The sequence below is a fragment of the Streptomyces sp. NPDC111516 genome (assembly GCF_055635345.1).
In genome coordinates this window covers 306214-331123 of record NZ_JBVKBV010000003.1, presented here as the reverse complement: position 1 = coordinate 331123, position 24910 = coordinate 306214, and the positions used below count along the sequence as shown (strand labels likewise).

The 24910-nt window shown below is 68.8% G+C and carries 21 protein-coding genes and 1 tRNA gene; 14 read left to right on the top strand and 8 right to left on the bottom strand.

Annotated elements, in window-relative coordinates; translation table 11 throughout:
• Positions 1–557: 557 nt before the first annotated feature.
• Positions 558–1280: a bifunctional DNA primase/polymerase gene (locus ACZ7L9_RS09455; protein WP_471413937.1), complete on the bottom strand. Its 723-nt coding sequence runs from the start codon at positions 1278–1280 to the stop codon at positions 558–560.
• A gap of 645 nt (positions 1281–1925) precedes the next feature.
• Between ACZ7L9_RS09455 and ACZ7L9_RS09450 the strand changes: the two genes are divergently transcribed.
• Both ACZ7L9_RS09450 and ACZ7L9_RS09445 read left to right on the top strand, forming a co-directional pair.
• On the top strand, positions 1926–3272 hold the full coding sequence (locus ACZ7L9_RS09450) for a PP2C family protein-serine/threonine phosphatase (protein ID WP_471413936.1): 1347 nt from the start codon (positions 1926–1928) through the stop codon (positions 3270–3272).
• Positions 3273–3485: 213 nt separating this feature from the next.
• Positions 3486–4949, top strand: a complete 1464-nt coding sequence (locus ACZ7L9_RS09445) for an aminopeptidase P family protein (protein WP_471413935.1) — start codon at positions 3486–3488, stop codon at positions 4947–4949.
• 64 nt (positions 4950–5013) lie between these two features.
• On the opposite strand, the gene ACZ7L9_RS09440 is transcribed toward ACZ7L9_RS09445, so the two are convergent.
• Complete coding sequence (locus ACZ7L9_RS09440; protein WP_471413934.1) at positions 5014–5541, bottom strand: ATP-binding protein; 528 nt, start codon at positions 5539–5541, stop codon at positions 5014–5016.
• 259 nt (positions 5542–5800) lie between these two features.
• On the opposite strand from ACZ7L9_RS09440, the gene ACZ7L9_RS09435 reads away from it, so the two are divergent.
• The 9 genes from ACZ7L9_RS09435 to ACZ7L9_RS09395 all read left to right on the top strand — a co-directional run bounded on the left by ACZ7L9_RS09435 (position 5801) and on the right by ACZ7L9_RS09395 (position 15813).
• On the top strand, positions 5801–6604 hold the full coding sequence (locus ACZ7L9_RS09435; RefSeq protein ID WP_471413933.1) for a hypothetical protein: 804 nt from the start codon (positions 5801–5803) through the stop codon (positions 6602–6604).
• Positions 6605–6813: 209 nt separating this feature from the next.
• On the top strand, positions 6814–7560 hold the full coding sequence (locus ACZ7L9_RS09430) for a YcnI family copper-binding membrane protein (RefSeq protein WP_471413932.1): 747 nt from the start codon (positions 6814–6816) through the stop codon (positions 7558–7560).
• A gap of 63 nt (positions 7561–7623) precedes the next feature.
• Entirely contained in the window at positions 7624–8280 is a 657-nt protein-coding gene (locus ACZ7L9_RS09425; RefSeq protein ID WP_471413931.1) for an SCO family protein, read from the top strand.
• Positions 8277–8726: a copper chaperone PCu(A)C gene (locus ACZ7L9_RS09420; protein WP_471413930.1), complete on the top strand. Its 450-nt coding sequence runs from the start codon at positions 8277–8279 to the stop codon at positions 8724–8726. The genes ACZ7L9_RS09425 and ACZ7L9_RS09420 overlap by 4 nt, the downstream gene beginning before the upstream one ends.
• A gap of 14 nt (positions 8727–8740) precedes the next feature.
• Positions 8741–10690 (top strand): copper resistance CopC/CopD family protein, encoded by a 1950-nt coding sequence (locus ACZ7L9_RS09415; RefSeq protein ID WP_471413929.1) that lies wholly within the window; start codon positions 8741–8743, stop codon positions 10688–10690.
• A 131-nt stretch (positions 10691–10821) separates the two neighbouring features.
• A complete protein-coding gene (gene efeB / locus ACZ7L9_RS09410; protein WP_471414131.1) occupies positions 10822–12066 on the top strand; it encodes an iron uptake transporter deferrochelatase/peroxidase subunit in 1245 nt (414 codons plus the stop codon).
• Positions 12067–12093: 27 nt separating this feature from the next.
• Positions 12094–13029: a prephenate dehydratase gene (pheA, locus tag ACZ7L9_RS09405; protein ID WP_471413928.1), complete on the top strand. Its 936-nt coding sequence runs from the start codon at positions 12094–12096 to the stop codon at positions 13027–13029.
• Positions 13030–13729: 700 nt separating this feature from the next.
• Positions 13730–15019, top strand: coding sequence for a serine--tRNA ligase (gene serS, locus ACZ7L9_RS09400; RefSeq protein ID WP_471413927.1), 1290 nt, complete (start codon positions 13730–13732; stop codon positions 15017–15019).
• Positions 15016–15813, top strand: a complete 798-nt coding sequence (locus tag ACZ7L9_RS09395; RefSeq protein WP_471413925.1) for an HAD family hydrolase — start codon at positions 15016–15018, stop codon at positions 15811–15813. Before serS ends, ACZ7L9_RS09395 begins: the two co-directional genes overlap by 4 nt.
• Before the next feature lie 86 nt (positions 15814–15899).
• Here ACZ7L9_RS09395 and ACZ7L9_RS09390 read toward each other — a convergent pair.
• The 6 genes from ACZ7L9_RS09390 to ACZ7L9_RS09365 all read right to left on the bottom strand — a co-directional run bounded on the left by ACZ7L9_RS09390 (position 15900) and on the right by ACZ7L9_RS09365 (position 20953).
• Positions 15900–15987 (bottom strand) — tRNA-Ser (locus ACZ7L9_RS09390).
• A gap of 330 nt (positions 15988–16317) precedes the next feature.
• The gene (locus tag ACZ7L9_RS09385) at positions 16318–17013 is read right to left on the bottom strand and encodes a hypothetical protein (RefSeq protein ID WP_471413924.1); all 696 of its coding nucleotides are present in this window, start codon (positions 17011–17013) and stop codon (positions 16318–16320) included.
• Between the two features lie 321 nt (positions 17014–17334).
• Positions 17335–18054: an ABC transporter permease gene (locus tag ACZ7L9_RS09380; protein ID WP_471413923.1), complete on the bottom strand. Its 720-nt coding sequence runs from the start codon at positions 18052–18054 to the stop codon at positions 17335–17337.
• A gap of 30 nt (positions 18055–18084) precedes the next feature.
• Positions 18085–18996 (bottom strand): ABC transporter ATP-binding protein, encoded by a 912-nt coding sequence (locus ACZ7L9_RS09375; RefSeq protein WP_471413922.1) that lies wholly within the window; start codon positions 18994–18996, stop codon positions 18085–18087.
• A complete protein-coding gene (locus ACZ7L9_RS09370) occupies positions 18993–19901 on the bottom strand; it encodes an ABC transporter permease (RefSeq protein ID WP_471413921.1) in 909 nt (302 codons plus the stop codon). The genes ACZ7L9_RS09375 and ACZ7L9_RS09370 overlap by 4 nt, the downstream gene beginning before the upstream one ends.
• Entirely contained in the window at positions 19901–20953 is a 1053-nt protein-coding gene (locus tag ACZ7L9_RS09365; protein ID WP_471414129.1) for an ABC transporter ATP-binding protein, read from the bottom strand. Before ACZ7L9_RS09365 ends, ACZ7L9_RS09370 begins: the two co-directional genes overlap by 1 nt.
• A gap of 219 nt (positions 20954–21172) precedes the next feature.
• On the opposite strand from ACZ7L9_RS09365, the gene ACZ7L9_RS09360 reads away from it, so the two are divergent.
• From ACZ7L9_RS09360 to ACZ7L9_RS09350, 3 genes are read left to right on the top strand one after another with little or no spacing between them, the layout of a single operon-like run.
• A complete protein-coding gene (locus ACZ7L9_RS09360) occupies positions 21173–22024 on the top strand; it encodes a M24 family metallopeptidase (protein WP_471413920.1) in 852 nt (283 codons plus the stop codon).
• Positions 22021–23793 (top strand): SDR family oxidoreductase, encoded by a 1773-nt coding sequence (locus tag ACZ7L9_RS09355; protein ID WP_471413919.1) that lies wholly within the window; start codon positions 22021–22023, stop codon positions 23791–23793. The genes ACZ7L9_RS09360 and ACZ7L9_RS09355 overlap by 4 nt, the downstream gene beginning before the upstream one ends.
• Positions 23790–24767: a MerR family transcriptional regulator gene (locus ACZ7L9_RS09350; protein ID WP_471413918.1), complete on the top strand. Its 978-nt coding sequence runs from the start codon at positions 23790–23792 to the stop codon at positions 24765–24767. Before ACZ7L9_RS09355 ends, ACZ7L9_RS09350 begins: the two co-directional genes overlap by 4 nt.
• The last annotated feature ends 143 nt before the right edge of the window (positions 24768–24910 follow it).

Here is a 24910-nt window from a genome sequence, read left to right as displayed (position 1 = left end):
GCACGACGCGGAGCACGACCACCCCACCGGTACGGACGCCACGGGCGACCGAGCCCCTCCCTCCACGACCGGCCCCCGGCTTCCCAGCACCTGCGTGCCGCCGTCAACCCGGCACGCCGGAGCCCGGGTTGACAGCACGTCCGCCTTCACGGCGGCCGAACACCCGGAAATGCTTCGCGAATAGCCTTCCACAGAGTTACTCGAATGCATTTTCGAAGAATCCTTCCAGGGGGATTCGGAAGATCCATCAGAAGGTCCTGCGCCGACCCACTTTGCAGCGGCAGACTTTGCATGGGCCGACACGAGAACCAGGGTGGAGAGAACCGGGGCGGAGAGAGGGTCCGGAAAAGTCGCACGGCCTTGCCTCACCCGCAGACACCGTCGCCCCCCATGGACCCCGTGGATACCTGTCGCCACTGGCGACAGGTATCGGTTCCGCCCGAATTCCTGACGGCCTGACGGGGATGTCGACGGAATATGAACACCCGGCCTCGCATGCCCCTTTTGTCACGGTGGCTCGGGTCGGCTCACGCCCGAATGAGTGAGCCGACCACCCGTCAGTAGGCGAGCCGGCTGCCGCCGTCCGGAGCTCCGTTGCTCGCCTCGACCAGCGCGTCGAGCACCGCGCCCACATCCGGCAGCCACGGCGCGGCGGGCGCAGGGAGGGGGACGGCGGCTCTTTGGTTCGAGCGCGGCCGGGGGCCCGCTGCGGGAGCCCGCTCCCAGCGCACCTGCCCCGCCCCCACCTCGGACGGCGGAAGAACGAGATAGCCGCCCTCGCCATGGAACCGCAGCGAACTGGGCACCCAGTCCTGGGCGTGCAGCAACTCGCCGAGCCGTTCGAGGGTGTACGGGGCGACCAGCAGCGACCACCGGGTCGGCGTCGCCACCACGGGGCCGAGCCGTGCGCCCATCCGGTCCAGCTCGGCCAGCGCCCGGGCGGCAGCCACGGCCGGCAGACTCAGCGCGCACGGGGCACGGCCGCCGGTGGCCAGCACGATCGGAGCGGTCGGGCGGTTCGTCCACCACCAGCGCACCATGCGCTCGTCGGTGGTCGCCGCGAGGAGACCGGGATCGAAGGGGTGTGCGCCGGGTACGACGCACTCGGGATCGGGACAGGCGCAGCCACGGCCGCGGTCACCGCGGCCACCGGCCGCCTCCGGTCCCACTCCGGGGAGCACGGGCCACTGCCATGCGGTGGCACAGGTCAGGACCGCGTCGAGCTGGGCGGGCCTTCCCCTGCGCCGGAGCCTGCGTCGCCTACCGAGGATCTCGCGCATGAGCGCTCGTTCCTTTCCGTTGAACGCCGAGGGTCCACATCACACCGCGTGCACGTCACAACACGCGTTCATCACTTCACTTTGCGTACATGCTTTTCAAATCTGCGGTACGGGTGGGTCGTCGGTACCGAGCATGGGCCGAGCCTGGTCGAGCAGGGGCGAGACGGGTCCGGACACGATCATGGCGAGGAGCGGCGCACGTATCGCGCCTGTCGTCCCACGGTGCAGACCCCGCCACTCGGGGGTGGGGCGCGGCCGTCACAAGAGAGGACGTCCGGGCCCGCTGCCGGGTTCCGGGGCGATCGGAACTGCCCCTGGTCACCATCGATTACGTACCCAGCATGCCCGAAGCGATGCTCCCTCCGGGACTTCGCCCCGAGAACACCCCTTGTCGAGCACACCCAGTCGACCGCAAATAGCCGCCACAGGGTGCACTTTTCAGCCAACTTGACAGTAGCTTGGACACCATAAATCCCGCAGGGACAATGCTGGACATCGCCTTACTTGTGCGTGTACATGTGGATGCTACGTGTACACGCGGATGCACTGATAGCGGCGCAGAATGACATGGGGGTTTGCGATGCTATTCGACGAATCGCACCGGTGGGAAAGCCGACTGCCATGAGCGCCCCGCACCTGCCGAAAATGGCTGGAATCGATCCCATGGTTCCTGTTTCAGCGCACGCTGCCGGTTCTCTGTCCGGAGTACCGGCCGCCCCCGGAGCCTTCATCCAGGACCGGCTGGCCGCCTGGATCTCCGATCTCACCACGCTCCACGAACTCACCGAGCGACTGGCCAGAACGAGCACACTCGACGACGCCCTGCACGAACTGCTGGACGCCGGAGCCGCCCTCGTCGGCGCCCGTCGCGGACTGGTCGTGTTCGAACCGTCCGACCGCCGCGGCCCCGTCAGCACCATCGGCCTCGGACTCGCCCATGCCGAGCTCGGACACATCGAGACGGTGCCGCGCAGCGCCACTTCCTACGGCCGGATCCTGGAAGGGCTCCCGGACACCGAAGGCGCGCTGAGCACCCCCGATCTGCTCGGCGACAGCAGCCTCGACCCCCGCCGCCGCGAGGTCGCCGCCCGGCTCGGATACGCCGCCAGCCACGCCCTGCCGCTCACCGCCGAAGCGACCGGCAGGCTCGGTGCCGCCGTCTGGTTGTACGACGAACCCGCCGAACCGCTGGAACGCCAACGCCATCTCCTCGACCTCTATGCCGGACACGCGGGCGAGCATCTGGCCAGGCTGCTGGAGCTGGAGCGGGCCAGGGCCGATGTCGCCACCGTCACGGAGGAACTGCTGCCCACCCGGCTGCCCCGGATCCCCGGCGTACAGCTGGCCGCCCGCCGTCGCACGGCACCGCAGGGCGGCGGCGACTGGTACGACGCGCTGGCACTGCCGGAAGGCGCACTCGGTCTCGCCGTGGGCTCGGTGAACGGCTCCGGGCCGAGCGCCCTGGCCGCCATGGGCCGGCTGCGCGCCGGTCTGCGGGCGTACGCCGTGATGGAGGGCGAGGATCCGGTCGCCGTGCTCTCCGATCTGGAGCTGCTGCTGCGGCTGACCGAACCCGCCCGTTCCGCGACCGCCCTGTTCGCCTACTGCGAACCCGCACGTCGCACGATCCTGCTGGCCGGCGCTGGCCACACCCCGCCGCTCGTGATCGGCGACCGGCGCACCGAGTTCATCGAGACCTCGGTTTCCGCGCCGCTGGGCATGCTCGCCTGCTGGGAGGCGCCCAGCGTGGAGATCACCCCGGCGCCCGGCGAGACCGTACTCCTCTACACCGACGGACTGCTGCGCCGTACCGGCGACTCGATGGACCGGGCGTTCGCACGGCTCCACTCGGCGGCGGCGCGCGTACCGAAGGCGCTGCGAGACGACGCCGGATCCGTCGCCGACCACGTACTGCGGACCGTCCTGCCCGACGCGCTCGACCGGGACGACAGCGCGGAGGACGTGGTCATTCTGGCCGCGCGCTTCGACTGAGAGCTTTGGCGGAGCTCGCAAAACGGGAGCGCGAGCCGGGCGCCCAATTTGTGAGCTCCTTTTACAACCTCCCCCACGATAGGGCCCGCCCCGGCCGACTCGTACGGCCGCCCCGGGGCCAGACTCTGTGCAACAGGTCTTCCGGCCCTGTGCCCCCTTCCGTACGCCCGTACGATGGACGGGGTCCAATGTCGTATCAAGGAGAGACAAGTCGTGGCTGAGGAGCTCACCCCGGAGACCCCGGAGACCGAGGAAGAAGAGACGGTCAAGCAGCGGAAGAACGGCCTTTACCCGGGCGTCTCCGATGAACTCGCCGCGAACATGAAGTCCGGTTGGGCCGATACGGAACTCCACGACCTCGAACCGATCGCCCAGGCCGGGCACACCGCCGCCCGTCGCGCCGTGCTCTCCGCGCGTTTCCCCGGTGAGCGTCTGGTCATTCCCGCGGGCAACCTGAAGACCCGCTCCAATGACACCGAGTACGCCTTCCGTGCCTCCACCGAGTACGCGTACCTCACCGGCGACCAGACCCAGGACGGCGTCCTCGTCCTGGAGCCGACCGAGGACGGCCACGAGGCGACCATCCACCTGCTGCCGCGCTCCAACCGCGAGAACGGCGAGTTCTGGCTCGACGGCCAGGGCGAGCTCTGGGTGGGCCGCCGTCACTCCCTCGCCGAGGCCGAGCAGCTGCTGGGCATCCCGGCGAAGGACGTGCGCGAACTCCCGGCCGCGCTGACCGAGGCCACCGGCCCCGTCCGTAACGTCCGCGGCCACGACGCCGGCATCGAGGCCGCGCTGACCGACAAGGTCACCGCCGAGCGCGACGAGGAACTGCGCGTCTTCCTCTCCGAGGCCCGACTGGTCAAGGACGCCTTCGAGATCGCCGAACTGCAGAAGGCCTGCGACGCCACCGCACGCGGCTTCGAGGACGTCGTCAAGGTCCTCGACAAGGCCGAGGCCACCAGCGAGCGCTACATCGAGGGCACCTTCTTCCTGCGCGCCCGCATCGAGGGCAACGACATCGGCTACGGCTCGATCTGCGCGGCCGGCCCGCACGCCACCACGCTGCACTGGGTGCGCAACGACGGCCCGGTGCGCTCCGGCGAGCTGCTGCTGCTCGACGCCGGTGTGGAGACCAACGACCTCTACACCGCCGACGTGACGCGCACCCTTCCGATCAACGGCACGTTCACGCCGCTGCAGCGGAAGATCTACGACGCCGTGTACGAGGCCCAGGAAGCCGGCATCGCGGCCGTCAAGCCCGGTGCCGACTACCGCGACTTCCACGACGCGGCACAGCGCGTACTCGCCGAGAAGCTCGTCGAATGGGGCCTGCTGGGCGACCTGTCCGTGGACAAGGTCCTGGAGCTGGGCCTGCAGCGCCGCTGGACGCTCCACGGCACCGGCCACATGCTCGGCATGGACGTCCACGACTGCGCCGCCGCGCGCACCGAGACGTACGTCAACGGAACGCTGGAGCCCGGCGTCTGCCTCACGGTCGAGCCCGGTCTGTACTTCCAGACCGACGACCTGACCGTGCCCGAGGAATACCGGGGCATCGGCGTCCGGATCGAGGACGACATCCTCGTCACCGCGGACGGCAACCGGAACCTCTCCGACAAGCTGCCGCGCCGGGCCGACGAGGTCGAGGCGTGGATGGCTCAGCTCAAGGGCTGATCCGAAGGGCCCGGCCTGTCCGGCAGGCCCGGTCGCCGTCTTCACGCGTCGAAGGGCGCCCCGCTCAAGACACCATGAGCAGGGCGTCCTTCCGCCATTTCAGGACCTTGTCGAAGCTCACCACGGCTCCGCGGCCGGGACGGTTGCCGAAGTGCACATGGTCGGCGAGCTGCTCGATCAGACAGAGCCCCCGGCCGTCCTCCGCGGCGAGCGACGGGTACTGCAGGGGATCGCGCTGCTGCGCGGACGTGCGCAGCGTGCGCCTGGCGGGGAAACCCGGCCCCGAATCGACGACTTCGATACGGCACTTCTCGCCGTCCAGATAGGCGGTGACCCGGTACTGCCCGGAGGCCGTCCCGGGCAGCTCGTCCCATACGTCCCATGGATCCCGGTCATCGCTCCGCTCGCCCTGGACCCTGTGGTCGCCGCCGTGCTCAACGGCGTTCGCGCAGGCCTCGGTGAGCGCGACCGACAGGTCGAAGGAGATCTCCGGATCCACGCCCGCGGTCTCCATCGTGCCCAGCAGAAAACGACGGGCGAGCGGAACGCTCGCAGCCTCGCGCCGCAAATGGAGGGACCACCAGATGCTCATGCTCCAGCCTCCTGGCTGCGGCTCGACATACCGATACGTATTGCCGCGCAGGAGCGTTCGTAAGCACAGACCGGATGTGAGACCGCTCATTCGGCGGATACCAGCACTCCGTACACCCGTGTATGCCGAACCCGGCCGATCTCCCCACCCGGTGTCCGAACCCCGCCACAGCAGCCCCGGCCGCAACCAATCGGATGGAAGGCGACCTTCCGGACCTGCCGTACGGAGGCCCGGGGCGCGGTGCGATGATGGCCCCGCCATGTTTATGCCTGTCGCACGCGCCGGAGCCGGTCTGCGGCTCCTGAGGACCGCGGTGTTCACCGCGGTCTGCATCACGCTGTCCGCGGCAGGTCACTCCCTGGCTTCCTGCGCGGCCGTCCCCTGGTGGACCCTGCTCGCCGGATTCCTGGGGGTCTTCGCGATCGTGGCACCGCTCGCCGGACGCGAGCGCTCGCTGCCGTTCATCGTCGCCGCGCTGGCCGGCGGACAGGTCGCCCTGCACACCCTGTTCGGCGTGGGGACACACCCCGCCCCGACGGACACCGCAGCGGGCGACGACCCGCTGATCCGGTTCGCGGCAAGCCTCGTGTGCGGCATGGGCCCGGCGCAGTTGAACGCCGCCGAAGCGCACCGCATCGTCACCACCGCGGGCATCGACCCGGCGTCGGTGGCGGACCGGGGCCACCAGCACATGGCCTCCGCGGCGGTCTCGGACCCGGCCGGCCTCGCCGGTCTGCTGCCCAGCCTGCCCATGCTGCTCGGCCACGTGCTGGCCGCCGTGGCCAGCGGCTGGCTGCTGCGGCACGGCGAGATCGCCCTGTTCCGGCTGGCCCGGCTGTCCGCACACGGTGCCCAACAGATCGCGGCCGGGGCCCGGCTGCGTGCGCTGCGCGCCGCGCTCGCGCTCGTGAACGCACTGCGCGCCGGGCTTCCCGGAGGCCCGGCGACCGGGCCGCGCACCCTCCGCACCGCGGCCGACGCCCCGTCCCCCGCCACCGGGGACCCGTTGCAGCACCTGGTGATCAGGCGCGGGCCGCCACCCGCATACGCACTCGCAGCCTGACGCGACACCCTCCGCCCGATGCACGCACCACTTGACGCACGCACCACTCGACGCACGGACCACCCGGCGCGTATGAGCCGGTGTTGCACAAGTCGGTGCCGTACACGTCGTGCACGCACGCCGCATGCGGGGAAGAGGTGTCGCGATGCCGTCGCGCACCCGCGCGCCGGACCACCTTTCCTTCCTGCTTCCGCGGAGTGATCCCTGTCATGAACGTTTCCCGCATCGCCCTCGTCAGCGGCGTCGCCGCGTCCACCGTGCTTATCCTCGCCGGTACGGCCTCCGCGCACGTCAGCGTGCAGCCGCAGGGCGAGGCAGCCAAGGGCGGTTACGCCACCGTCAACTTCAAGGTCCCCAACGAGCGCGACAACGCCTCGACGACCAAGGTCGAAGTCAACTTCCCGACCGACCACCCGCTGGCCTCCGTCATGCCGCAGGCCGTGCCCGGCTGGGACATCCAGGTCACCAAGAGCAAGCTGGCCAAGCCGCTGGACATGCACGGCCAGAAGATCAACGAGGCCGTCTCCAAGGTCACCTGGACCGCCACGGGCGACAAGAACGACCGCGGCATCCGCCCGGGCGACTTCCAGCAGTTCCCGCTCTCCATCGGCCAGCTCCCCGAGGACGCCGACCAGTTGGTGTTCAAGGCCATCCAGACGTACGACAACAAGGAAGTCGTCCGCTGGATCGAGGAGCAGAAGGACGGGGCCGACGAGCCCGAGAGCCCGGCACCGGTCCTCAAGCTGACCGCGGCGAGCACCGGCGAGCACGGCGCGAGCGCCGAAGACAAGAGCGGTGCCGACGCCACCGCGCAGACCGCGGACAAGCAGACGACGGCCACGGCGGCCGCGTCCTCCAGCGACACCACGGCCCGCGTCCTCGGCATCGTCGGCATCGTCATCGGCGCCGCGGGTGTCGCCTTCGGCGTCCTCGCAGGCCGACGCCGCGCCGCCTGACCAAAATCCCACCAGTCCCACGCAGCCCCACAGCCCCACCGACCCATCAGGAATCAGTGCTCCATGCGTAAGAAAACTGTGCTGGCCGCGGCGTTCGTCGCCGCGGCCGCACTCACCCTGTCCGCCTGCGGCAGCAGCGACGACAGCAGCGCGAAGAAGCCCGTCGCCGATGTGTCCGTCCAGCCCAAGACCAAGGCCGCGACGGTACTCGACCAGCCGTTCACCAAGCCCGACCTCGTCCTCACCGACACCCACGGCAAGAAGTACGACCTCCGCGAGCGGACCAAGGGCAAGCCGACGCTGATCTACTTCGGCTACACCAACTGCCCCGACGTCTGTCCGCTCATCATGAGCAACATCGCCATCGCCAAGAAGTCGCTTCCCAAGGCCGACCAGGAAAAGCTCCAGGTCGTCTTCGTGACCACCGACCCCGAACGGGACACCCCGTCCTCGCTCGGCAGCTGGCTCAAGTCCCAGGACGCCTCCTTCATCGGCCTCACCGGCGACTTCCCGACCATCCAGGCGGGCGCACGCCAGATCGGCATCGGCATCGACGCGCCGAAGAAGGAGAAGAACGGCACGATCGTCTCGATGCACGGGTCCCAGGTCATCGCGTTCTCGCCGAAGACCGACAAGGGCTACCTCGTGTACAGCGAGGACACCTCGCCCGACGACTACACGAAGGACCTCCCCAAGATCGTCAAGGGGGAGACCCCGTGAACCGCCGCGCCACCCTCGCCGGCGTCGTCGCCCTCGCCACCGGGCTGACGCTGGCGGGGTGCTCGTCATCGGACAGCAAGCCCGAACTGAAGGTGACCGGCGCGTTCATGCCGCAGCCCGTCGGCGACATGGCAGCCGGTTTCCTCGTCGTACGGAACAGCGGCGGCACCTCCGACCGGCTCACCTCGGTCACCAGTTCTCTCTCGGACGACATCACGATCCACGAGACGAAGAACCAGACGATGCGCATGGTGACGTCCTTCGAGGTGCCCGCGGACGGCGAACTGGATCTGGAACGCGGTGGAAGCCACATCATGTTCATGAAGCTCAAGCAGCAACCCAAGCGGGGCGAGAGCGTGCCCGTGGAGCTGCACTTCGAGAAGGCCGATCCGATAAAGGTCGACCTTCCCGTGAAGGAGACCACCTACAACCCGAAGAAGCAGTGAGGGACTGACTCGTCATGACAGCCACCACCGCCCCGCACTTCGGACCGCCCCCGGCCGCTCCCGCACTGCGCCGACCGCTCGCCGCGGCCGCACTCCTCGCCGCCCTCGTCGGCATGGTGTTCGGCCTGCTGCTGGGCAGCGCGGGCCCCGCGTCCGCGCATGCCGCGCTCACCGGGAGCGATCCGCAGGACGGGGCGGTGGTCGACACCGCGCCCGAGCAGGTCACGCTCACCTTCTCCGAACAGGTCGCCATGAGCGACAGTTCCGTCAGGGTCCTGGACCCCGACGGCAAACGCGCCGACACCGGCGCCGCACCACGTGATCTGCAGAGCGGCTCCACCGTGAAGTACGGGGTTTCGCTGCACAGTGGACTGCCCGACGGCACGTACACCGTCGCCTGGCAGGCCGTCTCCGCGGACAGCCACCCCGTCTCGGGCGCCTTCACCTTCTCCATCGGAGCGCCCTCCAAAACCACCGTCGCCCTCCCCACGAACGAGGCCGGGGGCGGCCTCGTCGGCACCCTCTACGGCATCGCGCGCTACGCCGCGTACGCCGGTTTCATCCTGCTGGCCGGGGGCGCGGCCTTCGTGCTGGCCTGCTGGCAGCGCGGGGCCGGCGCACGCCCGCTGCAACGCCTGGTCGTACGCGGCTGGATGACCCTCACCGTGGCCACGCTGGCCATGCTGCTCCTGCGCAACCCCTACACCGGCTCCGGGAAACTGGCGGACGCCTTCGACCTCGACGGCCTGAAGGCCGTGCTCGACACCAAGCCCGGGGCGGCACTCGTATCCCGGCTGCTGCTGCTCGGCGCTTCCGCGCTCTTCATCGCCGTGCTGTTCGGGGCGTACGCGAAGCGTGAGGACGAGCGCGAGAAGAAGGACCTCACCTTCGGACTGGCCATCGGCGGCACCGTGATCGCCGCCGGGATCGCCGGGACCTGGGCGCTCGCCGAACATGCCTCGACCGGGCTCCAGCCCGGCATCGCCATGCCGGTCGACGTGCTCCACCTACTGGCCGTCGCCGCCTGGCTGGGCGGGCTGACGGCCCTGCTGGTCGCGCTGTACCGGACGCCGGACATCGGAGCGGCGGCCGTACGGCGCTTCTCCCGTGTCGCGTTCGGCAGCGTGCTCGTGCTCGCCGCCACCGGGATCTACCAGTCCTGGCGCCAGGTCGGCACCTGGTCCGCGCTGACCGGCACACGCTACGGGCAGCTGCTGCTCGTGAAGGTGGGGCTCGTCGCCGTCCTGATCGGGATCGCCTGGATTTCGCGCCGCTGGACCGCACGGCTGGTCACGAACGGAGCCGACGCGGTGGGAGCGGAGGCCGCGGCCGAAGTCGCGGTCGAGGAGTCCCGGACCCCGGCCACGCCGTCGTCCGCCGTCGAGGACCCCGCGCGGGCGGCTCAGCTCGCCCGGCAGCGGGCCGCCGTGGCCACCGCCGAGAAGAAGAGGGTCCGCGATGCCGACCCCGACCGGTCCGGGCTGCGCCGCTCGGTACTGGCGGAAGTCGGGGTCGCCGTGGCGCTGTTGGCCGTGACGACCGTACTGACCTCGACCGAGCCGGGACGTACCGAGGAGGAAGCGGCCCGCAGTTCGACGGCGACATCCGCCCCGGCAGCCGAAGGCCCGGTCAATCTGACGCTGCCCTTCGACACGGGCGGCGAGAACGGCAAGGGAACGGTACGGATGGACATCGAGCCCGCCCGTACCGGCGCCAATGAGATCCACATCTGGGTCGACAGCACCGACGGCAAGGCCATGGACGTCCCCGAACTGAAGCTCGCCTTCACTCTGGAGTCCAAGGACATCGGCCCGCTTCCCGTCACCCCTGTTCGGCTCACCGAGGGCCACTGGACCGCGAGCGGCGTCCAGATCCCGATGGCGGGCAACTGGAAGGTCGCGGTGACCGTACGTACGTCGGACATCGATCAGAAGACAATCGACAAGAACGTGAAGATCGGCTGAGCAGCGTCGTGAGTGGAAACAGCGGAAACAGCGGCGTCGGCGGCGTCGGCGGAAACAGCCGCAGGACCTCCCCCGGCAACGGCAAGCCCTCCACAGGCGGCAGGGACGGCGCAGCCCCCGGCAACGGTGCCATCTCCCGGCGGCGGCTGCTCGGCAGCGCCGGCGCGGCCGGTGCGACCGGGCTGGTCCTGGGCATGGCGGGCGGTGCGACCGGCTATGCCGCGACCAGGCCCGACAAGCCGACCGCGCTGACCGCGGTCGGCTCCACCCAGGTGGTGTTTCACGGGAAACATCAACCGGGGATCACCACTCCGATTCAGGCATGCGGCCATCTCGTCGCCTTCGATCTGGCGCCCGGCGCGGGACGGAAGGAAGCGGCAGCCCTGATGCGCCGGTGGTCGGCCGTGGCCGGGCGGCTGATGGCCGGCGAACCCGCCGACAGCGGTGCTGCGGACGGCGCGGCCCATGACACCGGGATCGCGCTGGACGCCGGACCGTCCTCGCTGACCGTCACCTTCGGATTCGGCCGCACCTTCTTCGAACGCACGGGCCTGGTCGGCCACCGGCCGCCGGGGCTCGACCCGCTGCCGCCGTTCTCCTCCGACCACATCGACGCCAAGCGCTCCGACGGTGACCTCTGGGTACAGATCGGCGCCGACGACGCACTCGTCGCCTTCCACGCGCTGCGTGCGGTGCAGAAGGAGGCCGTCCCCGCCGCCAGGGTCCGCTGGCAGATGAACGGCTTCAACCGCAGCCCCGGCGCCACGGCGCGGCCGATGACCGCCCGCAATCTGATGGGCCAGATCGACGGCACCGGCAACCCCGAGCCCGCCGAGAGCGACTTCGACCGGCGCATCTTCGTCCCGGACGGGACGGACAAGAAGTACGACTGGCTGGCCGGCGGCTCGTACGCCGTCGTACGCCGGATCAGGATGCTGCTCGACGACTGGGAGAAGCTCCCGGTGGAACGGCAGGAACAGGTCATAGGGCGCCGCAAGAAGGACGGCGCTCCGCTGAGCGGCGGCACCGAGACCACCGCGATGGACCTGGACAAGGCGGGCCCCGACGGCAAGCTCCTGATCCCGGACAACGCCCACGCCCGGATCTCCTCCCCCGAGAAGAACAGCGGCGCGGCCATGCTGCGGCGCCCCTTCTCGTACCACGACGGCATCGCGGCGGACGGCACGCCGGACGCGGGGCTGCTGTTCATCTGCTGGCAGGCGGATCCGCTGCGGGGGTTCGTTCCGGTGCAACGCAAGCTGGACCGGGGCGATGCCCTGTCGCCGTTCATCCGGCACGAGGCCAGCGGCCTGTTCGCGGTGCCGGGCGGTGCGGCGGACGGCGAGTACGTGGGGCAGCGGCTCCTGGAGTCCTGAGCGACCGGGGCGCATTAGGGTGACGGTATGTCCGCCACGCGCTACGCATATCTCGGCCCCGAAGGCACCTTCACCGAGGTCGCCCTCCGTACGCTCCCGGAAGCCGCCACCCGCGAACTCGTCCCGATGGTCTCCGTACCGGTGGCTCTGGACGCGGTGCGCAACGGCGAGGCCGCGGCAGCGCTCGTACCGATCGAGAACTCGGTGGAAGGCGGCATCACCGCGACGCTCGACGAGCTGACCACCGGCGAACCGTTGATGATCTACCGCGAGGTGCTGCTCTCCATCAGCTTCGCGCTGCTGGTGCGGCCCGGTACCAAGCTGTCGGACATCAAGTCGGTCACCGCGCACCCGGCCGCGCAGCCGCAGGTGCGCAACTGGATGGCCGCCCATCTCCCGGACGCCGTGTGGGAGTCCGCGGCCTCCAACGCCGATGGCGCCCGGCTGGTGCAGGAGGGGCGGTACGACGCCGCCTTCGCCGGTGAGTTCGCGGCGGCGACCTACGGTCTCGAACCGCTGGTGACCGAGATCCATGACGCGGTGAACGCGCAGACCCGATTCGTCCTGGTGGGCCGCCCGGCCCGGCCGGCGGCGCCGACGGGTGCGGACAAGACGTCGGTGGTCATCTGGCTGGGCGAGGACCACCCCGGCGCGCTGCTCGAACTGCTCCAGGAGTTCGCGGTGCGCGGGGTGAACCTGATGCTGATCCAGTCGCGGCCGACGGGGGCCGGAATCGGGAACTACTGCTTCGCGGTGGACGCCGAGGGGCACATCGCGGACCGCCGGGTCGGCGAGGCGTTGATGGGGCTGAAGCGGATCTGCCCGAAGGTGCGGTTCCTCGGGTCGTACCCACGGGCCGGGGTGGCGCGGGAGGACGTACGGCCGCTGCGGGCGGGTACGTCGGACGCGGAGTTCACCGAGGCCTCCGACTGGCTGGCCCGCAATCTGGACGGCCGGGGCTGACGGTCCGGCCGTAGCGCGTCCGCACGGCCACCATTACTATCTGCCGATCTGCGAATCCGCCGATCCGTTCTGCCGATACTCGGTATCCACCGATACTCGGTATCCACGGAGCGGTATCCACAGAGTTATCCACAGGGGTGGCTCTCGACCTGGGGACAAGTCGACATCCGGCGACGCCTCAATGCGACATGGTCGACATATCGCTCCAGTTGCCCCAGATGCATCCACAGGACGACGGGCCACGCAGGTCACCCCTATGTCGCCCCAATTCCGTTGATCAACTCTTCAGGATGGAGAATTCCCACCCGAACGAGCGTCTGAAGTGGGTTTGAACGGGTAATCCGTGAGCCCTGGAGCAACTTTCGGAACGATCTCCTCCGGTATCCACAACCCTTCTTCACAGCCTGTGGATAACTTCGAGAAGCGCCCACACCTGTGGACAAGCGAGCGCCAACTCCCCTCCCGCGCACGGCAGATACGTCAAGGCGGCTGACACCTTCCGCCCCATTTAGGGGAATAAACTCTTCTTTATTGACAGCCGAGAACGACCGAGAACGGTCGGGATCAGCCGCGCTCGAGCGGGATCAAGTCCAGCCAATGCAATATCCGCCAGCATTACCAATTCAGGCAATTCGGGCAAAATGACACGCTTGGCAATATCGGTTCGAGCTGGAGAAGCACACACCGGTAGCCTGGAGGGGTGATTGACCTTCGCCTGCTCCGTGAGGACCCCGACCGTGTTCGCGCCTCCCAGCGCGCCCGTGGAGAGGACGTCGAGCTCGTCGACGCCCTTCTCTCCGCCGACGAGCGGCGCAGGTCGTCCGGTGTCCGCTTCGACGAACTCCGCTCCGAGCAGAAGGCGCTCGGCAAGCTCATCCCCAAGGCTTCGCCCGAGGAGCGCGCCGAGCTCCTGAAGAAGGCCGAGCAGCTGAAGGCCGACGTCAAGGCGGCCGACTCGGCACAGGACGAGGCCGACGCAGAGGCCAAGCGCCTGATGCTCCAGCTCGGCAACATCGTCCACGAGGACGTGCCGATCGGCGGCGAGGAGGACTTCGTCGTCCTGGAGACACACGGCACGATCCGTGACTTCGGGGCCGAGGGCTTCGAGCCCAAGGACCACCTGGAGCTCGGCGAGATGCTCGGCGCCATCGACATGGAACGTGGAGCCAAGGTCTCCGGTTCGCGTTTCTACTACCTGACGGGTGTCGGCGCGCTGCTGGAGCTCGCCCTCGTCAACGCGGCGATCGCGCAGGCCACCGAGGCCGGATTCGTCCCGATGCTGACGCCGGCGCTGGTCCGCCCGCGCGCCATGGAAGGCACCGGCTTCCTCGGCCAGGCCGCGGAGAACGTGTACCACCTGGAGAAGGACGATTACTACCTGGTCGGCACCTCCGAGGTCCCGCTCGCCGCGTACCACATGGACGAGATCATCGAGGCCGACAAGCTGCCGTTGCGGTACGCGGGCTTCTCGCCGTGCTACCGCCGCGAGGCCGGTACGTACGGCAAGGACACCCGAGGCATCTTCCGCGTCCACCAGTTCGACAAGGTCGAGATGTTCTCGTACGTCGACCCGGCGGACGCCGAGGCCGAGCACCGCAGGCTCCTGGACTGGGAGAAGCAGTGGCTCACCGCTCTTGAGCTGCCCTTCCAGGTGATCGATGTCGCCACCGGCGATCTGGGGGCCTCGGCCTCCCGGAAGTTCGACTGCGAGGCGTGGATCCCGACACAGGGCAAGTACCGCGAGCTGACATCCGCATCGAACTGCGACAGCTTCCAGGCGCGCCGCCTGTCCGTCCGGATGCGCGAAACCCGCGACGGCAAGAAGGTTCTCCAGCCGCTGGCCACTCTGAACGGCACGCTCTGCGCCGTACCGCGCACGATCGTGGCGATCCTGGAGAACCACCAGTTGGCCGACGGATCGGTGCGGGTGCCGGAGGTGCTCCGGCCGTACCTGGGCGGGCGCGAGGTTCTGGAACCGGTCGCCAAGTGACCTTTCCGTACAAGCTCATCGCGACCGATCTCGACGGCACGCTGCTCCGTAACGACGACACGGTCTCGGAGCGCACGCGTGCGGCGCTGGCCGCGGTCACCGCGGCCGGTGCCGCACACATCATCGTCACCGGCCGCGCGGTCCCGTGGACCCGGCACATCCTGGAGGACCTGCACTACGAGGGACTCGCGGTCTGCGGCCAGGGCGCGCAGGTCTACCACGCGGGCGAACGCAAGCTGCTGACCTCGCTGACGCTGGACCGCCGGCTCGCCGGTCTCGCGCTGTCCAAGGTCGAGGCCGAGGTCGGCCCATTGGCACTGGCGGCGAGCCGCGACGGGCTCGACGGCGATGTGCTGGTCGGCCCCGGCTACCGCGTACAGGAAGGCCCCCTTCCGGCCGTCTTCGCCGAGGACCCGGCCGAGTTGTGGTCGGCTCCCCTGAACAAGGTGTACATCCAGCACCCCGATCTCGACGACGACGCACTGGCGAAGGCCGCGCGAGCAGCTGTCGGGAATCTGGTGGACGTGGTCATGGCCGGTCCGGGCGTGGTGGAGATCCTGCCGCTGGGGCTGAGCAAGGCGACCGGACTCTCGCTGGCCGCGCGCCGGCTGGGCGTGACGGCCGCGGACACTCTGGCCTTCGGCGACATGCCGAACGACATCCCGATGTTCGCCTGGGCGCAACGGGGCGTCGCGATGGCCAACGCGCATGAGGACCTGAAGGCCGTTGCCCAGGAGATCACCGCTTCCAACGAGGACGACGGCATCGCTGTGGTACTCGAGCAGCTGCTTTAACCGTACAGCTGGACTACGGCTGCGGGGAGGCGGGAAGATCTGTCCGGCCGTACCGATTCCGGCAGCCGTATCCGGCACTGCTGCTGCGGAGGATGCGCGGATCGAACGCGCGCAGGGTTCACAGCCCCGACGACGGCTTAGCAAGCCGCTGCCTTACCACTCTGCCAATCCTCCGGGAGGGCGGCCGCGCGATGCGCAGGCAGGGCCGCCCCGGGCGTCCCGCTCCGATCGGCACGGCGGAGTCGTCGGTGACTACTCCGGTGCCGGCTCGGGCCCGCCCTGCTGGGAACTCGACGGACTCGGACTCTCGGTCATCGTCGCGCTCCTCTCCCGGCCTGTGGCGTCCATGTCGGCATGCGGCTGTTGTTGTCCGGGCATGCCGCGCCGATTCCAGCGCCTGCTGCGCCGATTCGGCACGTGCTGCACCAACCACTGTGCCCGGCACGGCCTTTCGGTGCCATTCATTTATCGGGTGACGCCGAAAGGCTGTGCACAACCTTCGGATCAGCGCTGCTTGTTGCGGCGGTTCAGATCCTTAAGGTGGCGGGCGAAATCATCCATCCTGCCGTCGATACGGACGAGGTCCTCGGACACGTGCCCCAGCCGCACGCTCATGGCGCCGACGACCTGATGGGTGGCGTCCAGCCTCCGGTCGAGGCTGTCGAGCCGGAGCGACATCCGGTTGAGGACGGGCCCGAGCTCCTGAAGCGCACTGCCCACTCCGGCGAGGCAGCTCTCGACCCGGGTGACCCGATGTTCGAGCGAGGCGTAGCCCGCGCGCAGGTCCTGCTCGGCGTCGAGCAGATACGTACGGACGCATCGGGCGATGTCGCTGTCGCGAAGAAGCATCGCGACATTGAGTACGGTCCTGCGGGTGTAGAGCCTGAGCCGGGTCGCCGCCTGTGGATAACTTTCCGGCACCTCACCTGCCCATAGCGACAGCATGTCGCTATGGAAGGAGCGCAGCTCAGAGCCGCGCAGTACTCGCATCCCGTTCTCCACGAGCTCGTTCTGATGGCGGTCGGTGAGCCTCCTGACGGCGGTTGTGGATACTTCGAAGTAGCGGGCCACATCCTCTGTGCGAAGGTGAATTCCGTCCGGGAGCATGACAAGACTCTTGACCTTGTCGAGGGCGTCGACGCGCCCCATCTGCTCGACGCGCAGCGCACGCGATTCGAGCAGTGCGACTTCCGTGGGCATGGGCATGCCTTCCGATCGCGAAACCGACGATGGACAGCCCTTCCCGGGCTTGAGGGGCGGAGGACGCTCACGGTTGCCACTCGCTCAACGACCGACCCGGTGGGTGCTCCCACACCGGCATCGGCAATCCCTGTTTCACGAAAGCTACGACGCCACAGATTCCAGTTGCCTCCACGCGCCCTGCACAACGAACCGATAACCGTACAGTTACGCGTACTACTGTCCGAAATGCGTCAACCCCCGCCCAGGAGGCGAGGGTTGACGAAGATCGAAGTGATCAGCCGCAGAGCGCGGGAGAGGCGTCCGGCGGAAAACTCCCGGTCACTCCTCCCCGGCCAGCTTCAGCGCGCGCAGCTTCTGCCCCGCGTACCAGGTCGCCAACACCGTGACCGCCGCCAGCAGGACGGTCGCGACCGGCAGCCCGACGTCGGAGGTGATCGTGCCCGCCCCGCCGACCTTCTCGGCGACCGCGAGGGACCACTGCTGCACGCTGAGCGTGCGTGCCCCCGGCACCAGGGTGCCGAACAGCGCCTCCCACACCAGGGCATAGACGAGGCCGAAGACGACCGCGTGCCGGCTGACGGTGCCCAGCAGCAGGAACAGCGAGCTGTACGCGATCGAGGCGACCAGTGCGGCGATGGTGTACGCCACCGCGATCTGCTGGCCGTTGCCGTTGAGGATCAGTCCCGCGATCAGCGTGGGCAGCGCGGAGAAGACCATCGTGACGGCGATGGCCACGATCAGCTTGGTGAAGATGATCGTCGGCCGCTTCACCGGCTTGGCCAGCAGATAGACGATCGATCCGTCGTCGATCTCGGGACCGATGGCTCCGGTTCCGGCGATCACGCCGATCAGCGGCACCATCGTGGCAATGGCGAAGCCGCCCAGCACATCCGAGGCGACCTGGTCATCGGCTCCGGCGAACGTCCGTACCGCGACGGCGATGATCACCAGCAGGGCCGGCAGGACGAAGAGGATGGCGGCCCGGCGCCGGCCGAGCAGGGCCCGGTAGGTGAGCCGGGCGACTGTGGGGTCGTACATGACGCTTCACAGCTCCTTTCAGGCCACTACTCAGGCCGCTACGAGATAGGAAAAGACCGATTCGAGGGACTCGTCGGACGGCGAAACGGTCAGAAGGCGAATTCCGTGTTCACGTGCGACCTTCGGCAGCAGTTCGGTGAAGCGTCCGAAGTCGACTGCCTGGATACGCAGGGCCTGTTCGCCCAGGTCCACCTCGATACCGGCCGTCGACGGGTCGGCGATGAGCGCGGCGGCGAGTGCGCGGTCGTCGCTGGAACGTACGAGGTAGCGGTGCGGGCGGTCCGTCATCAGTCGGCGGATCTTCCGGAAGTCACCGGACGCCGCGTGCCGTCCCGCCACGATCACCTCGATGTGCGAGGCGAGTTGTTCGACCTCTTCGAGGATGTGGGAGGAGAAGAGCACCGTACGGCCCTCGGCCCCCATGCGTCGCAGCAGCTCCATCAGTTGCATCCGCTGGCGCGGGTCCATCCCGTTGAACGGCTCGTCGAGCAGCAGTACCGATGGTTCGTGGACCAGGGCGGACGCCATCTTCACGCGCTGGCGCATGCCCTTGCTGTACGTCGAGATCTTTCGGTCCTGCGCGTACTCCATCTCGACCGTGGCCAGCGCCTTCTGCGCCTCCGCGGCACCCAGCCCCTGCAATTCGGCATTGGCGACGACGAATTCGCGGCCGGTCAGGAAGTCGTACATCGCTTCCCGCTCGGGCACGATCCCGATCTCCTTGTACACGGCTTCGTTGCGCCAGATCGTCTGGCCGTCGAGCGTGACGGTGCCCGTCGACGGGGCGAGGAAGCCGGCCATCATGTTGATCAGCGTGGACTTCCCAGCGCCGTTGGGGCCGAGCAGCCCGGTGACGCCGGGGCTCACTGTCATGCTCACGTCGTTGACGGCGACCACATTGCCGAACCAGCGCGAGGTGTGGTCGATCTCGATGGTGGTCACAGCCCGACCCTCCGGTAGCGGCGCATCAGTACGGCGTACGAACCGGCAATGAGCGCGAGAACAACGATCAGATAGACCACGCCGGCCCCGGCCCCCGGGCCTTCCCCTCCGGGGAAGGCCGAATTGGCCCCGAGGAAGGCGGTCTGCACACCGTCGATCAACGTGATGGGGGAGAAGAGCCCCAGCCACTCGATGGCACCTGCGGAACCCGTCTGCCAGGCGATGGCCTGGACCGTGGAGACCGCGCCGTAGGAGATGGTCAGCACTGCGATCACCGCGGCGACACCGAAACCGCGGCGCGGTGTCAGCGCGGCCATCACCAGGCCCAGTCCGGCGAAGAGCACGGAGAGCAGCGCCACCGACACCATCCCCTGTCCGAACCACTTGGTCTGGTCGGCGAAGTCGAACTTCCCGAGCAGCGCGCCCACGTAGAGGATGACGAGCGGCGCCCCGGTGAGAATGAAGAGCGCGGACGCCATGGCCGCGAGCTTCGCGACAACATAGTCGACCCGCTCGATCGGCCGCGAGAAATACAGCGGCACGCTCTTGAAACGCAGGTCACGGGAGACCGACTGCGGTGCCTGCGCGGCAAGGAAGAGGCCGATGACGGCCTGCAGATAGATCGCGAACGCCGTGTACTTGATCGGCAGAGCCGTGCTCCCCGGGGTGGCGATGGCGACGGCGACGATGATCGCCGCGATCATGCACATCACACCGAAGAGCAGCATCGGCAGCACCTTGGACTTGGCGGACCGCCCCAGTCCGAAGGAACCCCGCAGAGACTGCGAGTAGAGCGAGCGCCGCGCATAGGCGCGGCCCAGCCGCGCGCCGTCGTAGGAGCGGTACCCGATGTTGTGGATCCGGGAGGTCTCGCTCCCGCTCACGGCCCCGGTCTCAGTGCTCATCACCGACCGCTCCCCTTCTGCTGTACGGCCCCGACGACCGCGGGCGCGGTCTGTGCCACGGCTGCGGCCTGCGGTTCCCCTTCGGTACGGAAGACCTCGGCGATATGGTGACGCCGCTGCTCCATCCGTACGAGACCGAGTCCGAGCCCGGCGACGCTGTCACGCACGATGTCGTACGTCTCCTCGCCTGTTGCCTCGATCAGCAGGATGTGGCCCGCACCGGGCAGCCCCTGCCCGTCGAGACCGTCGTGGCCCACGAGCTTGACGCCGGCCCGGGTGAGGGCCTGGCGCAACGCGTCGGTGCCGTCCGGGTGGGTGTCGCTGTCGGTGACCTCGACCGCGAGGGTGGTGGTGGTCTGGGTGAAGTCGCTGGTGGAACTGGAGCGCAGCAGTGTGCCGCCGTCGATGACGACGACGTGGTCACAGGTGCGTTCCAGCTCACCCAGGAGGTGCGAGGTGACGAGGACCGAGATGCCGAAGTCCGTGTATACGCGGCGGATCAGCCCCAGCATCTCGTCGCGGCCGACCGGGTCCAGGCCGTTGGTCGGCTCGTCGAGCAGAACCAGCTGCGGGTCGTGGACCAGCGCCTGGGCCAGTTTCACGCGCTGCTTCATGCCGGTCGAGTAGCCGCCGATGGGGCGGTAGCGCTCTTCGTACAGACCGACGTGGCGCAGTGTGTCGGCGGTGCGCTCGCGCGCCGCCGTCGGTGGCAGTCCGGACATCCGCGCCATGTGGACGACGAACTCGGTGGCCGAGACGTCCGGTGGCAGGCAGTCGTGCTCGGGCATGTAGCCGACCCGTTCCCGGATGGCGGCGCCACTGGTGGCGACGTCGAGCCCAAGCACCGCGGCCCGGCCTTCGGTGGCGGGGGACAGACCCAGCAGGATCTTGATCAATGTGGACTTGCCGGCCCCGTTGGAACCCACCAGGCCGGTCACACCGGGCCCGATGTCCAAGGAGAGCCGGTCAAGCGCGGTCACCCGGGGGAACCGCTTGCTCAGGCTTTCGGTCGCGATCACAGTCACGTCTTCGAAGATAGTGGCGCGGGCCACAGCGGGCGTCAGCCCAGGCGGCTGGATCCGCATCAGACTCCAGGCGTACGGACCCGTAGGGGGCCACCACGAGGTAGGAGTTCCGGAGTCGGGGCGGGGGCGAGGGCCGGGGTTGTCCACAGGTCTCCGCACGCCCCTTGACGTAGTCGCCGGCCATTGTCACATTCATCAGTGTCACGTTACGGACACGTACCGCACACAGCAGGAACGGACGGTGGCATGACCTCGGCGGTGAAGGACGAACAGGCCCCGGAGCTGCGGGGGTTCAGACAGGTGCAGCGTCTCGCGTACGACTGCGCAGAGGCGGTCGCCGCCCGGCTCCGGCCGGGGGTGACCGAGCGCGAGGCGGCCCGGATGCAGCGTGACTGGCTGCGCGAGCGCGGGGTGCGGGACTGGTTCCACCTCCCCTTCGCCTGGTTCGGGGACCGCACGGCCTTCGCCGGCTTCAAGGTGCCCCTGCAGTTCTTCCCGACCCATCGGAAGCTGGAGCCGGGGATGCCGTTCATCCTCGACATGGCCCCGGTTCACAAGGGCTTCACGGCGGACATCGGCTACTCCGGCTGCCTCGGTCTCAGCCCGCTGCACGACAAGCTCCTGGCCGATCTGGAAGTCCACCGCGAGCTGATTCTGCGCGAGGTGCGGGAGCGGCGTCCGCTGCGCGAGATCTACGAGGACGTCGAACGCCTGATGATCAAGCAGGGGTACGCCAACAGACATCGCGCGTACCCCTTCGGAGTCATCGCCCACAAGGTCGACCGCGTCACCGAGCACCGCTGGTCCCCGCATGTGTTCGGCTTCGGCACCCAGTCGCTCAAGGGACTTGTGAGCGACGCATTGCACGGCCACCGGGACGGCTGGTCGCCGCTGTGGAGTCCGTACCGCTTCTCCGACCATCCGCCGCAGCGCGGGCTGTGGGCCGTCGAACCCCACCTCGGATTCCGGGGTACGGGCGCCAAGTTCGAGGAGATCCTGGTGGTCACCGACTCCAAGGACCCCGAACAGAGCGCCTTCTGGCTGGACGACGATCTGCCGCATGTGCGGCGCTGGGCCGAGGAGAGGGTGGCGGCATGAGTCTGCCGGGGGCGCGCGAGCGCCGGGTTCGTACGGGCGGAATCGAGCTGTGCGTCGCCGAGTTGGGCGACGATTCACGGCCGACCATCGTCCTCGTCCACGGCTACCCGGACAGTAAGGAAGTCTGGACGGACGTGGCGAGGCAGCTGGCCGATCAGTGGCACGTCGTGCTGTACGACGTACGCGGGCACGGCCGGTCCACAGCACCGACGCCGCTGCGCGGCGGCTTCACCCTGGAGAAGCTCACCGATGACTTCCTGGCAGTCGTCGATGCCGTGAGCCCGGACCGGCCGGTGCATCTGGTCGGACACGACTGGGGCTCGGTCCAGTCCTGGGAGTTCGCCACGGTCGAGCGGACCGAGGGCCGGATCGCCTCGTTCACCTCGATGTCCGGGCCCTCCCTGGACCACTTCGGCCACTGGATCAAGCAGCGGATGACCCGACCCACCCCGCGCCGCGTCGGCCAACTGCTCGGACAGGGCGCCAAGTCCTGGTATGTCTACATGCTGCATACGCCGGTCCTGCCCGAGCTCGCCTGGCGCGGCCCGCTCGGCAGGCAGTGGCCGCGGATCCTCCAGCGGCTGGAGAAGGTGCCCGCGGGCGACTATCCGACGTCCTCCCTGCCCAGCGATGCGGCTCACGGCGCCTGGCTCTACCGTGACAACGTCCGGGCTCGCCTGCGCAGACCCCGTACCGACGCCTACGCGCATGTACCTGTCCAGCTGATCACACCGACCGGCGACATCTTCCTTTCGGAACACCTGTACGACCAACTGGAGCTGTGGGCACCGCAGTTGGTACGGCGTTCCCTGCCCGGCCAGCACTGGGTGCCGCGCACCAGACCGGACCGGCTCGCATCCTGGATCAGCGAGTTCGTCGCCGCCAACGAGTCGGCGCGGGCGGAGGGTCGACCGATGCAGGACACCGCGCCGACCGGGGCCTACGCGGACCGGTTCGGCGGACAACTCGTCCTCGTGACGGGGGCGGCCGGGGGCATCGGCCGGGCCACCGCCTTCGCCTTCGCCGAGGCGGGTGCCCGGGTGGTGGCCGTCGACCGGGACGCGGAGGGGGCGGCCAGGACGGCGGAGATGGCCCGCCTGATCGGCTCCCCGGCCGCCTGGGGCGAAGTGGTCGACGTCAGCGACGAACAGGCGATGGAGAAGCTCGCCGAGAAGGTCGCCGGGGAGTACGGCGTCGTCGACGTCCTGGTCAACAACGCCGGGATCGGCCTGTCCGGCTCCTTCCTGGAGACGACGAGCGAGGACTGGAAGAACGTCCTCGATGTCAATCTGTGGGGTGTCATCCACGGCTGCCGGATCTTCGGCAGACAGATGGCCGAGCGCGGCCAGGGCGGCCACATCGTCAACACGGCTTCCGCCGCCGCCTATCAGCCCTCCCGGGCGCTGCCCGCCTACAGCACCTCCAAGGCAGCCGTGCTGATGCTCAGCGAGTGCCTGCGGGCCGAACTCGCCGACCGGTCGATCGGGGTCAGCGCGATCTGCCCCGGCATCGTCAATACGAACATCACCGCGACGACACACTTCGCCGGTGCCGACGCCGAGGAGGAGAAGCGGCTGCGGAAGCGGACCAGCCGCTTGTACGGGCTCCGCAACTATCCGCCGGAGAGGGTCGCGGACGCGATCCTCAAGGCGGTGGTGCGCAACCAGGCCGTCGTGCCGGTGACGCCGGAGGCCCGCGGCGCCCGGTTCCTGTCCCGCTTCAGCCCCGGTGCGCTGCGCGGGATCGCCCGCCTGAAGCCGCCGCTGTGAGCGGCCGCGGGCAGTCGTCGGCGGCGGCCGGCCGGTCCGCCGCCGAGTACCGGATCGAGGACCTGGCGCATGCGAGCGGCGCCACGGTCCGGACGATCCGCGCCTACCAGGACCGCGGCCTGCTGCCGACGCCGGAACGACGCGGCCGGGCCAACGTCTACCGCGACACCCATCTCTCGCGGCTCCGGCAGATCGCCGATCTGCTGGATCGCGGCTACACCCTGGCCAGCATCAAGGAACTCCTGGAGGCCTGGGACACGGGCCGCGGCCTGGGCGGGGTGCTGGGGCTCGTCGCCGAGGTGCACGGCCCTTGGACGGACGAGCAGGCCGACCGGATCAGCCGGGCCGAGCTGAACAGCAGGTTCGGCGGCAGTCCGGACGACGAGGCGGTCGCCGAGGCGGTGGACCTCGGCGTGCTGGAACGCGTCCCGGGGCGGGATGACGAGTTCCTGGTCCCGAGCCCGCAAGAGCTGGCTGCAGCAGTCGAGTTGAACGCCGCCGGCGTACCGCTCAGCGCAATCTCCGGTCATCTCAGGGAACTTCGCGGCCAGGTCGAGCACATCGCCTCAAGATTCCTGGAGTTCACCACCGAGCACGTCTTCGCGCGGTATCTCGGCCATCGCCCGCCGACGGACTCGGACGCGGCGGAAGCGGCCACGATGGTGCGCAAGTTGCGCCCGCTCGCCCAGCAGACGGTTGACGCCGAACTGGCTCGTGCGATGCGGGTGTTCGCCACCCGGCATCTGCAACACCACCTCGGCGCGGACAGGCCGCTCACCTCGGCTGCCTCGCCATCCGCGACGTGCCAGGTGGATCTGCCGGCGGAGACAATTCGTTCCGTACAACGCCTGGTTGGGTCGGAGAACGTGTCCGCCTTCGTCGCGGCAGCGGCGGAACGTGAGGTGCAGTCAAGGACATTGGACGCACTTGCCTCATCTACTGGCGAAATAAAGAGTATTACTCAAAACGGTTGATTTTTAGTGGACTTGTCCACAGACTTTCCAATTAGCCTGTGGATAACTTGAGTTGGCTGTGGATCAAACCTGTGGACGAAAATTGCTACAGCGAATAAAATTACTTTAGTGAATCGAGGTGAAATCCGGATGCGCGTGAGCGA